The organism is Paenibacillus sp. G34 (assembly GCF_056856875.1).
The window spans coordinates 1434798-1449249 of the sequence record NZ_CM166469.1; the positions used below are offsets into that span (position 1 = coordinate 1434798).

The following is a 14452-nucleotide window of genomic DNA, read 5'->3' on the forward strand; positions in this document are numbered from 1 at the left end:
AATAACATGTACGCATCAAACCAGAGCACATCAACGAAAACGATTATGATTACCTTAAATGGTGAGCCAGTCGGACGCAAACTGATTATTGACAGTGTAACTTATGCGCCTGTTGCTGAGACGGACAGTGCACAATACATGCACAAAATGGAGTGTAATCACCAGACCGTTTAAGTTAGGACTTGTCATAGAGAAGGGTGTGAAAAGCTTGGCTAGTAGCCAGGCTTTTTCGTCGTTTATTGTCGCTTCTAGGCGGAATAAGGGGAATAAAACTAATATAATGGAAAAAAGTAATGAGAACATATGTTCCGTGACAATATAGTGTCCATTCACCCTGCTAACTTAGAAGATAATACACATAAATCGGGGGAGAGACTACCAGTGAACTCAGTCTTTGAAGTATCCTATTCGTGGAATAAAGAGGCCATACCGACAGGGGGGGCCGATCCCGTATATATGATGGTAGAATGGCGTTACGGAGCCCCTGCCAAAAGACTTAGGAAAATAGCACCCAAAATTATGTCGAGAGATTTAGAGCTATTGCTCAAACCGGAATATGGTGTTCAGCTTAAAGGCATCTATGGGTGCAGATCCAAAGAGACGGATATTGGCTTTGTACTCCGACTTGGTGATGTACTTAAGGGAGAAAGCAAACAGATCCTGCTGGAATTCGCCGTAGGGCCTCATCTCTCAGGAAAAGCAGCTATATGTTCTGCTTATTGGAGCACCCGCAAGTTAAAGCAAAGTCAGCGTATGCTTCTTCGCAGGGAACAGCTCTACATTCAGTATACAAGTCATCTCGGCATGCTAAGGCAGCCAGAAGACCCGAAAGTAGAGAAAACGATTAAATTGAACGAAACCGTACCACTACTCAAACAGGCTCTACGGGCTTATGAACGAGGCCGTACCCAGGAAGGCAGCGACATGCTGCGCCGTCATGCCGATGCACTGCTAATCGAAGCTGCACGCAAACAGGATCTGGATTATTTAACAGAAGCCGAGATTGTTGAGAAGCTTCGTTATCATTACGGTATCACGTTTACTGCCAATCGCCAGAATGTCAAAGAACATGGTTAGATCAATGAGAAGGTAGTCAAGTGAATACCGTACAGAGAGCACGAGTTTACATATGTTTTGAAGGTGAAGATTAACAACAAGTCGAATGTATATATCCATACTATATCAGTCAAGGATGGAGCTGTATCATACTATTTGAAACAACATCATGGAGGGCCTGGCAAAATGACAGACCGACTAATCCGATTAATGCGCATTATCACGCTGGTACAAGCCAAGCCAGGTATTCTGGCTAGGGAGCTTGCGGAGCGGTGCGAGACAACGGAAAGGACGATATACCGCGACATGGAGGCCCTCAGCGCAATGCATATTCCGATCGCTAATATGGGACACGGAAGAGGGTACATGTTTATCAGCCATTTTGCCATGTATCCGCTTAATTGGTCTGACGAAGAAGCGCAAGCCTTTATGCAACTTGCAGACGTTATGGAAGATATTCGTCCGCTACTAAAGCCTGCCTTCGAGAGTGCCTATGAAAAAGTAGTAGCTTCAAGCCAAAAAAACCGAACCGAGCGAGTGGAATGGACTGAACAGATCAGAGGAATGTTTAAAGAGGGAGCTACGTATTGGCAAAATAGTGAAGGAGATGAACCAAGTCATTCTCTCCTTACGTTGCTTCAAGCGGGAATTTCACAAAACAGTATGGAGGGGAAGTATCTGTCTCAGGGAGAAATGGAGATGATTCGCTTTGATCCATATTGCCTGATTCCTAGGGAATATCAATTTGATCTGTTAGCGTATTGCCATCTCTCCGAGAGAATAAGAACATTCCAGGTCAACCGGCTGCATGAATTACGAATTATTCCACGTACCTTCCGCAAAAATGATTATTTAATCCAGTCTTATTTCCGTACTGCCTGGGTCAAGACAGGAAGTGCGGAAGAGATTGCGGTTAGGATCCGATTTTCTTCGCTTGTTGTGGACCGCGTGATGCAGGAACGCTTCTTTGTGCGCCCCGTTTTGACCGTAGAGCCTGAAGGTACCCTATTGTTTGAAACTACAGTGAGTGACGCTGAGGGATTTTTTGTGTGGATATCCAGATACGGACCAGAGGCTGAGATTCTGGAACCCGAACATTGTCGTACCCTGATGAAAGAACACTTGGAGCGCTGGTGGAAAGTGTACAGCCCAAATTGAACTTCAGACTGCGAGTATGGCGTTTGGATATCGATCTACTCCTTGGATTTAAAGAGATTAGCAAGATTGCCAAACGGTGATTCCTTTTCCTCATCATCCTCAGCACTGGAGTAAACCACTTTGGAAGCAATGCCTTCATCATCCGCTGCGCAATTATTTTCCAGTTTGAATTTGTCGAACTGGTGCATAAACACTTTAGCTGTATTAATAGCATCATCCAAAGCCCGGTGTTGTGTACCGTCAAATTCGATTCCACATAGTTCAAGAGCCTGAGCAAGCCCGAGCTGTCGGAACTTCCCTTCTTTGTGCATGGCCCGGGACCATTGCTGTTGTAAATCATTGTGATTGGTAATCCAGGCCACACCCAGCTGATGTGTCCGGCAATGGGAAATGAGTTTGTTTCGGTCATCCGGTCCCCATGAGCACATATAATAAGGTTCATTGCCCATCCAGTTGATGAAATGAGTTAGCGCTGAAGGGAAAAGAGGGGCTGCATCAATGTCCTTCTGGGTAATGCCAGTAAACTGAACGGTGTCAGTGGACAGGACGGATTTGTTGGATGGACGAACATACGTATGAAAGGTGTCTGTAACCGTAAGGCCTGTAACGGGGTCCTCGCTCACTTTGACGGCACCGATATCAATAATTTCTGAAGAGTAACGTGTATTGCGACTTACAGTAAATTCAAGATCATATATAATATATGGCATAAGATAACTCCTTTATGAAGAATACAGATTTCCATTCAGGGATTCATACGTTCGATCCTTCAAATGTTATTTCTCTATTCTACAGTGAACAGGGAGTTGTGTCAGCCTAGTTGTGAAATTCGCCGAAGGCTTTTATCATAACTATTTTGATTGGCAAATTCTTTGATTGTATTTATTGACAAGTGCGTTTAAATGTTCTAATGTGATCAAAAATGAAGAACAGCGTTTACCGAGGACATGATTACGCAAACATGCTTCAACAGAGAGGGAATGGATGGGTGTAACATTCCTGTTGCTGCTGCGCAATTCCTACCTCGCTAGCTGCGCAAGAGAATGTCCTTGTACTCAGGACTGCAACCTGCGCCGGAAGGGTCCGTTATGCCCCGTAGGACTGTATACCAGCACGCGAGAGCGAGACATGAAAGAAACCGTATGCAGTTAAATAAGGGTGGTACCACGACACATTCGTCCCTTGACGAATGTGTCTTTTTGCGTTTAAAAGCCTATGTATTCAGGACATTTACATCTAATTAAATAAGGAGTGTATTGAAGATGCGCCTAAGTGAAATGTTTGTTCCGACACTACGTGAAGCACCAGCAGAGGCTGATGCAGCAGGGCACCGCTGGCTACTTCGCTCGGGTATGATTCGTCAACTGGCCGCGGGGATTTACAGTTACTTGCCACTCGGGCGACGTGTGCTTCTAAACGTTGAACGAATTGTTCGGGAAGAGATGGACCGTGCTGGTTGTCAGGAGGTGCTACTGCCAATCATGCAGCCAGCCGAACTGTGGGAGGAATCCGGGAGATATACACAGTATGGTCCAGAGCTAATGCGTCTGAAGGATCGGCATGCGAGAGAATTTGCGCTTGGTCCGACCCATGAGGAAGTGGTCACGGCATTAGCTCGTGATGAGGTTAACTCGTACCGTAAGCTGCCATTCACGTTATATCAGATCGGGACCAAGTTCCGGGATGAGCGCAGGCCACGTTTTGGATTACTGCGTGGACGGGAATTCATCATGAAGGATGCTTATTCTTTTGCAGCGGATTGGAATGAACTGGATCGAACCTATCAGGCAATGAATACAGCGTATTGCCGCATTCTGGAACGTTGTGGTCTGGAGTACATTCGGGTTGAGGCGGATGCGGGAACGATTGGAGGACAAGGGGAAACACATGAGTTCATGGCTTTGGCTGATGTAGGAGAAGATACCATTGTGACATGTAAACATTGTGGTTACGCTGCGAACCTGGAGAAAGCTGCATTTTTACCTGCCGACTCTGAAGTGCTTGAGGATGCAAAAGATGTAAAAGAAGCAAATGAAGCAAATGAAGCAAATGAAGCAAATGAAGCAAATGAAGCAAATGAAGCAAATGAATCAAATGAATCAAATGAAGAAAATGAAGGCACAGGGATGTTACGTATGGAGACACCAGGCATTCGTACCATCGCAGAGTTATGCTCTTTCCTGGGTAAGAAGCCAGAGGATATGATCAAAACACTGCTCTATCTGGCGGATGGACAGCTTGTTGCGGCACTTGTCCGTGGTGATCATGAATTGAATGATATTGCCTTCAAACAGGTGCTGGGCGCAGAGGACTTGATTTTGGCTGACGATGCAACTATCGCCGCACATTCTAGTCTTACTGTCGGTTATCTTGGCCCTGTAGGGCTTGGACTGCGGATGGTGATAGACGCTGATGTCGCCGCTATGAAACACGCAATAACCGGAACCAATGAGGTGGATATGCATCTGTCAAGCGTGCGTCCAGGTATTGATTTTGCACTGGATCAAGTGGAGTGTATCCGCTTTGCGGCTGAAGGGGATCGCTGCGTATCCTGTGGTGAACCACTTGTATTTACCAAAGGAATCGAAGTGGGGCACATTTTCAAATTGGGTACGAAGTACAGTGATGCGATGGGAGCCGCTTTCCTGGATCGTAATGGACGTCAGTGTGCGCCTGTGATGGGATGTTACGGCATAGGGGTATCCCGTTTGATGGCAGCTATTGCTGAACAGTATGCCACGGAGGATGGCATCCAGTGGCCTGTATCTGTAGCACCTTACGATGTACATCTCATTCCGGTAAGCTGGAAGGATGAGCATCAACAGAAGCTTGTTCTTGAGATGGAACAACAGCTACTGGATCACGGATTCCGAGTGCTGGTTGATGATCGGGATGAACGCCCGGGTGTCAAATTCAAGGATGCCGAGTTAATCGGACTGCCTGTACACATTGTCGTGGGCAGAGGTGCTGCCGAAGCGCAAGTGGAGCTTGGATCTCATATGCTTGCTGTTTCAGGTGAAACGAAACGGATCAGTATGAAGGCTCAGGAAGCTGTGGGTTATGTGACAGAGCATATTCGGAGAGTTTAAGCCTGATCTGGATTAAAAAGGATAATAATCGGTTTTATGATATGAGAGATAGCATTTGTATATATAATAGGACTGAATATTATGTCGATCTTTATCTTGTAGCTGAATAAACCGAATGTTCTTAGGAAAACGGGGACTCTGGAAGGATAAAACAGTTTATTTACAGAAAATTATCATACCAAGTGACTATAGCTGAAGTATGGAGAGTGATTTAATTGCTCCTTTGCTCATAATAGCTGCTGTAGGTTCGGAGATTTGAAGTCATTCGGGTGTAAACACGCAAAGCTGGTGTGAAAGCCGGTATGCTTGATCTGCACGATAAATCGCGTGAGCAGGGACATTATGGACATATTTGTCCTAGTTCGGCATGGGATGGACATCCTGCCTTATGCCGTAAGCTGCATGCAAGGGATTTATTTTTGATTTTGTTTGCAATCCCGGTACAAGGCTGAGATCCATGATTTTTAAAAGAGACTTTAACGAGCGGAGTTTTACATGGAAACGCAATGAAATCGAAAGGAGTCCTTAGCCAGTTGTCTGGGTAAGGACTCCCTTTTTTTTTTACAGTTGAGGTACTGCAGATTAAGAAGCAGCAGGCAATTTCAGGGTTTGACCTGGATAAATCCGGTGTGGGTTTTTGATTTTGTTGAGTTTTTGCAGTGTCTGCCATGTTGTACCATATTGTTTGGAAATCGAGTACAGAGACTCGCCTGATTTAACAATATGCAATTTCGCTGGAACGGGAGCTGGTTTCTCCGGTGCCGGTTTGACCGGTTTTTCCGGTTTTGGTGTCTCTGGTTGAGGCTTGGTTGGTGCTGGTGCCGGTACAGGGGCTGGAGCCTCAGTATCTGGTGTTTCTGGTTCTACAGCAGCTTTTTTACTTTCACTTATACGGCCGTCGGTTTTAATATCGACTGCGCCGAGCTTTTGCATGTAGTTGATCAACGCCTCATCCAGTGCACCGTACATACCGGTTGTTGGATACTTGGAGAACATGGTGTACTCGTCACCGCCGACAGCTGTGAAATCATTGGTTGCAAGGGTATAGGTTGCAGCTGGATCAAGAGCTTTATCACCAACCATGACGGAATGAACACGGCTGCCCTTTGCAGCAGCGGCATCAATTTTGAATGTGATTCCAGATACTTGCGGGAAACCACCGCTTGGTTCCGGATAGGAGCCTACGCCGTTCTCCAGAGCTGCAAGTACATCGGAACCTTTTACATCAAGGGTTACAACTTGATTACCAAAGGGAAGAACGGTAATGACATCACCTTTAGTTACAATACCTTTTTCAATAGAAGAACGAATGCCTCCGCCGTTAGTCAATGCGATATCGGCTTTGCTTACATCACGGATTGCATCGGCCAGCAAGTCACCCAGATTGGTTTCGCCAGCGCGTACTTGTTCACGTTTGCCGTCCAAGAGAACAGCAGTATTCGCTACTTCTTCTTTCAGGATCGGTTCTTGTTTTTTCTGAATGGAACTTACGAGTGTCGCAACATTCTCGTTTGGTTTAATATCTTTGGCCACGGTTTCATCTACTAATGTGGCTGTTTTCTTCGAAACTTTGCCGCCGTCTACCCATAGGTCAATGACACCTACATAGTTGGTATATTCTCCTGCACTAGCGATCAATGTTCCATGATCAGAGACAAGCCCGTCTTTCAAAACGGTATGGCTGTGTCCATCGATGAATACATCAATGCCTGGCACGTTTTTAACGACTTTGAAGCTTGTGTCCGTACTGGAAACATCTTGTCCAAGATGTCCGAGAACAACGACAACATCGACTTTGCTACGGATTTCATTGACGAGGACATTAGCTTCTGCCGAAGGATCTGTAATTTGAAGGCCTTCTACGTTTTTCGGGTTCGTTTTATACATCGTCTCCGGTGTAGTCAAAGCGATGATCCCGATCTTCACACCATCAACTTCTTTGATGAGATAAGGTTCGAAGAGACGAGTTCCGTCTTTTTTCTTCACGTTTGCACTGAGCATAGGGAATTTCATCATCTTCGCGAGCTCCATAAGACGTTCGGAGCCGTAGTTGAATTCATGGTTACCTGGGACCATTGCCTGATAACCGATTTCGTTCATGACCTGAGCAATGCTTTCGCCTCTGACAAGCGTAGCAAATGTGGTACCGTGTACCGCATCGCCTGCATCCAGCAAGAGCGTGTTAGGATTTTCGCTGCGATATTTGTCAACGATGCCCGCAACTTTTGCAAAACCCATGGCAGGAGATTGTTCCACTGCACGAGCATGCATATCATTGGTATGTAGGATGGTAATGTGTTTGCCTGTGCCTGGAGCGGAATCCGTTGCTGCCGCCGCAATACCTACACTACTAAACAGTAAACAAACCGTTAGCAGAAGTGAAACAACGTTTTTCCAGTTTTTCATCAATCCGAAACCTCCCAAAATAGTAATCTATTAGAGCGTTTATACAGCTCATGTAGTATTTTAACAGACTATGATGAGGAAATCTCGTGATTTAAGTAAAAATAAGTAACCTGAAAGTAACATGTAAATCTGTTAGGAAAGCTAGTTTCATACCCATTGAAAGGAATGCATGAAAGGAACGTATGTTCTTAAATGTTGCAAAAAAAATGCTGCGCTTCACGCGGCAGTCCGGTACGTAAGCAAAATTTCTCAAGGGATTCCTCTGGCTCTGGTGTAATTCCAGCCGTCAATAGTTGAATGGCAAAACGGTTTGCTTGTCTCTCCAGTTTGCCTGGGGCAAAGTAGGAATGCTCCTCCAGAAAGAAACGGTTAATTCCTTTATGCAGTCTGTCATGCCCCAGTTCATGTGCACATACAAATCGCTGCCATTCGGGCGGTAATTCATTGTGTATCACGATAAATCTGCGGCGAAGTTTACGGAAATACAGCCCTTTGGTGGATTTGCCCAGATTGGTAAAGCGAATCTGTATCCCTACAGCCCGGGCAATGCTGAACGGACAATTGGTTCGATGTTTTCGAATCAGCTTCGTTACGATGTCATCCATATGATTTCACCTGCAGTTTCAATAAGTTTGAACTCGCGTTCTGGTCTCATGGGCGTTGATCCGATTTGTCTGGCTTTTTTCGTTTGTTCATCTGTTTGGCTTCCCAGAATAATCCTGTCAGCACGTCTTTGATCCGTTTCTTGTCCTCTTCATCCAGCGGAATGCCATCGAACATCAGATCATCATCATCCTCCAGCATTTTTTTAAAGTCCCGGCGATCTTTGTACGTCGCCCATTCCGGTACGTTCTGTTGGTTCATATCATGCCCAGCTTCAATATATCCCGCCTGTTTCATCATATCTGAGTAGGGTACTGCGAGTGCATCAGCAATCTTGCGGATGGTTGCTGGTTTAGGCACACCACGCACACCGTTTTCAATCCGTGAAATCTGCGAATTGCTTATTCCAGCTGCTTCCGCGAGCTGGTTGATGCTGAATCCCTGCTGCTCTCGCAGCTGTTTCATATAAGGACCAAAAGCGTGCTCCACAATTCATGCATCTCCTTCGACTCGTCATAAGTGCTTGTGATTATAAGTTAAGCCATTGCTATTGCACAAGGGACTCCGATGACAGAACAACCTACTGATCGCTGTTATCCCCGGATTTCCTATATTTTTCTCCTTAAGGGGAGAAATCCGGTGATAAAGGCGAACGCTCCGCTTCTTTCGGTTCGTTCTGTCCTCTCCGTTATCGTGCAAATTAACGCTCATCTTAAATTATAAAAAACAAATGACTTATACGAGTTCAGTAATTATCTGTACTATATCGTATATATACCATTAGGTAAAGAGATATGAAACAATTATGCCAAAAGGTATAGAAAATGAGAGCTATGGTTTTATTTTATCGTCTAAATGGCCCAAAATGAAGGTTTACTCCAATCTCCAGAAAGTGGTATCCTCTAGTAGAAATACGAACAAAATACGAACAAAACGTAAACAGATCCTTGTTTCCAAAAGGTAACAGAAGAAGAGAATAAGGCAGCATGAGTCGATCAAATGAAATGAGATAGAGAAAGAGAATGAATGAAAATTAGGAGGAGAACAACTATGGCAAATATGGAATTGATGTTACCCGAATTGGACCGCCGTAAAACACAGGCCGCTGTTGAAGCTGTATTGGAGAAGTATCGAATTTATAAAACGATTGCTTTTGAAGAACGTGAGGTATTGGTAACGGCAAGTTACACGGAACGTTTGCATGGTGCCACCAATGTTACAGGGGATTCTACCGCAAGAACAGCAATCTTTAATGTGGATGTCCAGCGTGCACGTCAGGCTTATTGCGATACCATAGATCATATCGTCCTCCGCCTCAGTGAGAAGGAACGCTTGTTGGTGAACGAACGATATATGAAGGATGATGATGTTTTTGACTATAAAATATACAATCATGTTTTTGATCCGCCTGTGAGCAAGGATACGTATACGAAAATTCGCACCCGTGCTTTTTATAAAATGGCTCTGGCTTTGGCTGATCGGGGACTGATCAATATGGAGCCTTTATCATCGAAGAGAAAAGAACGGCAGAAGCTTGGCTGAGCATCCGGCAAAAAGTTGAAGCTTTCATATCGCCAAAGGATTGGTTACAATAATTGGGACAAAATCACAGATGGAGCACCGGAGGGGGATGCATCATGGCGGAAGAGGTCGGAATGCAGGAAATGATGACGCTCAAAACGATAGCGGAAACGTTAAATACCTCCAATGACCTTAGCCTGATGCTGGATACGGTTGTTGGCAAATTGCTAGAACTGACCGGCCTTACGGCAGGATGGCTTTTTCTCATAGATGAATATGGAGAGTATACTTGTGTGTCAGACTACGATTTGCCTCCGGCTTTAATGCGAAACGATAAAGAGCCGATGCGGCTCGGAACATGCTGGTGTGTCAACCGTTTCCGGGACGGCAGGCTGCAACATGCGGTCAACATCATTAACTGCAAGCGTCTTGAAGATGCCGTGGAATTCAAGTGGGGAGACACACAGAATATTACCCACCATGCGACAGTTCCACTGCGCTCGGGTGAGCGAATGCTAGGACTTCTTAACGTGGCAGCGCCTGGCAAAGAGGTTTTCAGCGATGGGGAGCTTGCGCTTTTGCAAGCAGTGGCCTATCAGATTGGCAGTGCGATGGAGCGAATGCGACTGTATCGCGCAGAGCAGCGGCGGGCAGAACTTTATGCACGGCTGGGGGATTTCGGTACATCATTAAGTCTTGCCGTCAATGAATGTACTGAGGTGGATGCATTGCCTGGTACCGTTGCAAGGCTGCTTGGCAAATATTTTGACTGGCCATTCGCTGCGCTGATACAACAAACCAATGGAACATTTAACATACAGGCGATATATTCAGGTGGCGAGGTACGGCTCGATCTGGAAAAATCGCTGTCCTTGGAAGGGACACGCCTCATGGATCGGATCGTGGATCATTACCGCGCAGCATGGCTGTCCGCGGATGAGCTTGTAGAAGTGTTCGGCCAGGTCAAGATTAAACGCATACCGAGTGAGCTGAAATCAGGAATTGGCGTACCGCTTGCATACCATTCACCAGAAGAACCTGGCATACTCGTCATTGGTACAGGAGCACGATCCGAGGATTTGATTAAGGCAGACCGTGAAGTGCTTGAGGCTCTGGCAGAGCATATCATTGCTTCCAGAGAGAGCCTGAAGCTGGCTGATCATCGCCGCGAATTGGCGAGGCTTGAGGAACGGAACCGGCTGGCTCGGGATTTGCATGATTCCGTGAATCAGATTTTGTTCTCCTTATCGTTGACGGCGAAAGGTGCAGAAAGCATGCTCTCCGGTACGAAACCGGTGCACCCGGCGGCAGAAGTGCTGAGAGATATACGAGCATTGTCCCAGGAAGCGCTTAAGGAAATGCGTGCGTTAATTATGCAGCTTCGCCCAGCGGGTCTTGAAGCCGGACTATTAAGTGCGTTGCAGGAATATGGGGCAAAACAGGGTCTCCAGGTTGTCGCTGACCGAAAGGGGATGCGTTCGATACCACGTTTCATTGAAGAAGGGTTATGGCGTATCGGTCAGGAGGCACTGAACAATATCCGTAAGCATGCAGGCGTGTCCTCAGCATGTATACTGTTTGAATTGAATGAAACGGAGGCGAAGCTCACCATTTCAGACCGGGGGAAGGGCGGTGCCAAACGGCGTAAACCTTCCTCGGAATCACTCGGATTGTCTATTATGAGAGAGCGTGCACAGTCAATCGGAGGCAAGCTGGAATTATGGAGTTCTTCGCGGAAAGGGACAACTGTGGCCGCAGTCATACCACTTCCGTTTGAATCGGAATAGAGTCAGGAGGCAGATAGCGATGCCGATTACAATATTACTTGCCGACGATCATGTCATGGTGAGACGGGGATTACACGTTTTTCTGAAAACCCAGCAGGATATGAAGGTGGTTGGCGAAGCGTCGAACGGTCAGGAGGCTCTGGAGCAGGCATTGGAGCTGAGGCCGGATGTTGTGTTAATGGATCTTCATATGCCTGTTATGGACGGCATTGAAACAGCCAGGCATTTGCGTAGTTTGCTGCCTAATACACGAATCATTGTGCTGACTTCGTTCTCGGATCAGGATCATGTCGTCCCTGCCGTTCGTGCAGGTGTCAAAGGTTATCTGCTCAAAGATATCGAACCTGAAGATTTAGCCGTTGCGATCCGGAATGTGCATTCCGGTCAAGTCGAATTACATCCGGCGGCTGCAGGTCAACTCATGCATGTTATGGCGTCAATGGATGTGATGTCCGAGGCACTTCAAGAGGAACGAATCCGGCAAGTCACGCCATCTTTCCAGCGTTTGGATCAGCAGACTGTAGAACAAGGCATTCAAACCAGCGAAAACAATAAATCTAGCAAGTCCAATGAAACCAGTCATTCCAATAAATCAGGTCATTTGAGTAAATCTATTGTTTCATCTGATGCAGGGTTGAGCATGCTCACTCGTCGTGAACAAGAAGTGCTGGGATTGATCGCTCAAGGGTTGAGCAACAAGGAGATTGCGGTTCGACTGGTCATTACGGAGAAAACAGTCAAAACACATGTCAGTCATTTACTGGATAAACTAGGGCTTGCTGACCGTACTCAGGCAGCACTTCATGCTGTTCGAAATGGTTGGGAACTGTGATGAGTTACAGGCTACCACTGTAGTCGCCAAATTCAGACAAACTCAGACTAAAGTCGTATGAACTCAACCGAAAGGTTGAGTTTTTTTGTACTGAAGTTAAGTCCATTAGCTGACGATCTACACTCCACATCAAGGTAAAATAAGGATAACCAAAGTCGAACAAATTAAATTTCAACCAATAAAACATAGGAGAGTGAAAGCAATGAATATTGTGATATTGACAGGCAGCAATCGTAAAAACGCAACAAGCACACGTTTGGGTGAATATGCCGCAGAGATCATTCAAGGACAAGGACACGAAGCGAGCGTATTTAATCTGTATGAAAAACCACTTCCATTCTATGCTCCGGATGAAAAGCAAGAGACTGACGAGAACCTGGCGGCATTAAATACGGTGATGCTTGCAGCGGATGCCGTTATCCTTTCTACACCAGAGTATCACGGCAGTATAAGCGGTGTGCTTAAAAATGCGCTGGACCATCTAAGTCAGGCCCATTTCAGCGGTAAACCGGTTTTATCGATCAGCTCAGCCGGGGGAGCGGTCGGCGTAAGTTCGCTTACCCAAATGCAAACCATGGTACGTAACCTGCATGGTATTAACGCTCCGGAATGGATTTCCATTGGCGGTGCACAGCGCAGACGATTTGAGGCTACGTTTGACGGATACGAGGAATACGAAGGAAGTCAGGATGTGGAGGAGCGGGTGCAACGTGTACTGGGTTCTTTTCTGAATCTGGCTCAGACGTTAACGGCGGCAAGGAGCGCACTGTAGAGTAATCCAGGCTGACAAGTGGGGCATCATTTCAATTCATACATTCATCATCTTAACGAAATAGAAGGAGGGGATACAGCATGATTAAAGGTTTATATGAAACACATCTGAATGTTACAGATCTTCAAAGATCACATCATTTCTACGAGAAGGTACTTGGATTACCTCTTGCTAGTGAAAACCCGGAACGCGGATACTTATTTTACTGGATTGGCGGCGAACGCCATGCCATGCTTGGTCTGTGGGAGAAAGATCCGGCGCAGGTGCAACGTCAGCACTTTGCTTTTCAAGTATCCTTGGAAGATATGAAACATGCCGTTGAATACCTGGAAAACAAGGGCATAACTACCCGTAATTTTCAGGATGATGACATAGGGGAGCTATATGTCTTTGGCTGGATGCCAGCTGTTGCTGTCTATTTTAACGACCCGGATGGTCATTTGCTTGAATTCATCGCCGTGCTTCCAGACGAGGCGAAGCCTGAGCTTGGCTTGGTGCCGTGGAGTGAATGGGAGAGGCTGCACGGGAGAAGTGTATGATCATTGAGCGAGTCTTGTTTTATACCGTAAAGCTGGAGGAATTGCACCATTTCTATGGAGATACGCTCGGCATGAGGGTATCCGACATTGACCCATTGGAGGAAGCTTTCACTTTGCAGGCCGGAAGCACACGGATGATATTCAAGCAGTGGGACGCAGCATCCGAAACCGTTGTAAAAGGCATAGAGCCGTTCTATCACTTTGCCTGGATGATTCCGAAAAATCAGTTTCAGGAAGCGAAGCAGTGGGCGGCATCACGGGTGACTTTAAGTACAGATGGGGAGCGGGACGAAACGTACTCCAACAACTGGGACTCGCATTCGCTTTATTTTGAAGATCCAGCGGGAAATATTGTGGAGTTGATTGCCCACCACCGGGAAGATAACGAGCAAGAGCGTGCATTTTCGGTGGAAGATATATTGCAGGTGTGTGAAATCGGACTGGTTTCGGAAGATGTGGCAGCCACGGTGCAGGAATTGGAGGAAGCCGGACTAGTCCGCTGGGGAGAGGGCAGTGATACATTTTCTCCGATAGGTGATCGTAACGGTTTGTTTATTGTGGTGAGGAAGGAACGCATCTGGTTTTTCTCCGATCAAAAGGCGCAGATCTTTCCGTTTGATGCTACAATTCGCGAGGTAGGAACACTTCAATTCTAGCGGGATAAAAACGATGCAAAAGGTTACTCCGTC

General features: G+C 46.2%; 14 protein-coding genes. 10 read left to right on the forward strand and 4 right to left on the reverse strand.

The window, feature by feature from the left end; translation table 11 throughout:
- Positions 1-6: 6 nt before the first annotated feature.
- From AC1VYS_RS06260 to AC1VYS_RS06270, 3 genes are all read left to right on the forward strand, one after another.
- A complete protein-coding gene (locus AC1VYS_RS06260; protein WP_482913485.1) occupies positions 7-174 on the forward strand; it encodes a hypothetical protein in 168 nt (55 codons plus the stop codon).
- A gap of 207 nt (positions 175-381) precedes the next feature.
- Positions 382-1077, forward strand: a complete 696-nt coding sequence (locus AC1VYS_RS06265; protein ID WP_482913486.1) for a hypothetical protein — start codon at positions 382-384, stop codon at positions 1075-1077.
- A gap of 165 nt (positions 1078-1242) precedes the next feature.
- Entirely contained in the window at positions 1243-2214 is a 972-nt protein-coding gene (locus AC1VYS_RS06270) for a helix-turn-helix transcriptional regulator (protein WP_482913487.1), read from the forward strand.
- A gap of 35 nt (positions 2215-2249) precedes the next feature.
- Here the strand turns inward: AC1VYS_RS06270 and AC1VYS_RS06275 are convergent, their stop codons facing one another.
- Positions 2250-2924: a 3'-5' exonuclease gene (locus AC1VYS_RS06275; RefSeq protein WP_482913488.1), complete on the reverse strand. Its 675-nt coding sequence runs from the start codon at positions 2922-2924 to the stop codon at positions 2250-2252.
- A 552-nt stretch (positions 2925-3476) separates the two neighbouring features.
- Between AC1VYS_RS06275 and AC1VYS_RS06280 the strand changes: the two genes are divergently transcribed.
- Positions 3477-5303, forward strand: coding sequence for a proline--tRNA ligase (locus tag AC1VYS_RS06280; RefSeq protein ID WP_482913489.1), 1827 nt, complete (start codon positions 3477-3479; stop codon positions 5301-5303).
- Positions 5304-5885: 582 nt separating this feature from the next.
- On the opposite strand, the gene AC1VYS_RS06285 is transcribed toward AC1VYS_RS06280, so the two are convergent.
- The 3 genes from AC1VYS_RS06285 to AC1VYS_RS06295 all read right to left on the reverse strand — a co-directional run bounded on the left by AC1VYS_RS06285 (position 5886) and on the right by AC1VYS_RS06295 (position 8804).
- Entirely contained in the window at positions 5886-7709 is a 1824-nt protein-coding gene (locus AC1VYS_RS06285; RefSeq protein ID WP_482913491.1) for a 5'-nucleotidase C-terminal domain-containing protein, read from the reverse strand.
- 188 nt (positions 7710-7897) lie between these two features.
- Positions 7898-8314, reverse strand: coding sequence for an ImmA/IrrE family metallo-endopeptidase (locus AC1VYS_RS06290; protein ID WP_441926200.1), 417 nt, complete (start codon positions 8312-8314; stop codon positions 7898-7900).
- A 46-nt stretch (positions 8315-8360) separates the two neighbouring features.
- The gene (locus AC1VYS_RS06295) at positions 8361-8804 is read right to left on the reverse strand and encodes a helix-turn-helix domain-containing protein (protein ID WP_441926622.1); all 444 of its coding nucleotides are present in this window, start codon (positions 8802-8804) and stop codon (positions 8361-8363) included.
- A gap of 567 nt (positions 8805-9371) precedes the next feature.
- Here AC1VYS_RS06295 and AC1VYS_RS06300 point away from each other — a divergent pair.
- The 6 genes from AC1VYS_RS06300 to AC1VYS_RS06325 all read left to right on the forward strand — a co-directional run bounded on the left by AC1VYS_RS06300 (position 9372) and on the right by AC1VYS_RS06325 (position 14419).
- A complete protein-coding gene (locus AC1VYS_RS06300; protein WP_482914929.1) occupies positions 9372-9854 on the forward strand; it encodes an ArpU family phage packaging/lysis transcriptional regulator in 483 nt (160 codons plus the stop codon).
- A 95-nt stretch (positions 9855-9949) separates the two neighbouring features.
- On the forward strand, positions 9950-11620 hold the full coding sequence (locus tag AC1VYS_RS06305) for a GAF domain-containing sensor histidine kinase (protein ID WP_482913492.1): 1671 nt from the start codon (positions 9950-9952) through the stop codon (positions 11618-11620).
- 19 nt (positions 11621-11639) lie between these two features.
- Entirely contained in the window at positions 11640-12452 is an 813-nt protein-coding gene (locus AC1VYS_RS06310; RefSeq protein ID WP_482913493.1) for a response regulator, read from the forward strand.
- A gap of 202 nt (positions 12453-12654) precedes the next feature.
- Positions 12655-13224: an NADPH-dependent FMN reductase gene (locus AC1VYS_RS06315; RefSeq protein WP_482913494.1), complete on the forward strand. Its 570-nt coding sequence runs from the start codon at positions 12655-12657 to the stop codon at positions 13222-13224.
- A gap of 80 nt (positions 13225-13304) precedes the next feature.
- Positions 13305-13763, forward strand: coding sequence for a VOC family protein (locus AC1VYS_RS06320; protein ID WP_482913495.1), 459 nt, complete (start codon positions 13305-13307; stop codon positions 13761-13763).
- Positions 13760-14419 carry a VOC family protein gene (locus AC1VYS_RS06325; protein ID WP_482913496.1) on the forward strand — a complete coding sequence of 220 codons (660 nt, stop codon included), beginning with the start codon at positions 13760-13762 and terminating at the stop codon, positions 14417-14419. The genes AC1VYS_RS06320 and AC1VYS_RS06325 overlap by 4 nt, the downstream gene beginning before the upstream one ends.
- The last annotated feature ends 33 nt before the right edge of the window (positions 14420-14452 follow it).

What these genes read in the sequence shown, in the direction of transcription:
- AC1VYS_RS06260 (WP_482913485.1), top strand. Translation starts at nt 7, where the DNA reads ATGTACGCATCAAACCAGAGCACATCAACGAAAACGATTATGATTACC.
- AC1VYS_RS06270 (WP_482913487.1), top strand. Translation starts at nt 1,243, where the DNA reads ATGACAGACCGACTAATCCGATTAATGCGCATTATCACGCTGGTACAA.
- AC1VYS_RS06275 (WP_482913488.1), bottom strand. Translation starts at nt 2,924, where the DNA reads ATGCCATATATTATATATGATCTTGAATTTACTGTAAGTCGCAATACA.
- AC1VYS_RS06280 (WP_482913489.1), top strand. Translation starts at nt 3,477, where the DNA reads ATGCGCCTAAGTGAAATGTTTGTTCCGACACTACGTGAAGCACCAGCA.
- AC1VYS_RS06285 (WP_482913491.1), bottom strand. Translation starts at nt 7,709, where the DNA reads ATGAAAAACTGGAAAAACGTTGTTTCACTTCTGCTAACGGTTTGTTTA.
- AC1VYS_RS06290 (WP_441926200.1), bottom strand. Translation starts at nt 8,314, where the DNA reads ATGGATGACATCGTAACGAAGCTGATTCGAAAACATCGAACCAATTGT.
- AC1VYS_RS06300 (WP_482914929.1), top strand. Translation starts at nt 9,372, where the DNA reads ATGGAATTGATGTTACCCGAATTGGACCGCCGTAAAACACAGGCCGCT.
- AC1VYS_RS06305 (WP_482913492.1), top strand. Translation starts at nt 9,950, where the DNA reads ATGGCGGAAGAGGTCGGAATGCAGGAAATGATGACGCTCAAAACGATA.
- AC1VYS_RS06310 (WP_482913493.1), top strand. Translation starts at nt 11,640, where the DNA reads ATGCCGATTACAATATTACTTGCCGACGATCATGTCATGGTGAGACGG.
- AC1VYS_RS06315 (WP_482913494.1), top strand. Translation starts at nt 12,655, where the DNA reads ATGAATATTGTGATATTGACAGGCAGCAATCGTAAAAACGCAACAAGC.
- AC1VYS_RS06320 (WP_482913495.1), top strand. Translation starts at nt 13,305, where the DNA reads ATGATTAAAGGTTTATATGAAACACATCTGAATGTTACAGATCTTCAA.
- AC1VYS_RS06325 (WP_482913496.1), top strand. Translation starts at nt 13,760, where the DNA reads ATGATCATTGAGCGAGTCTTGTTTTATACCGTAAAGCTGGAGGAATTG.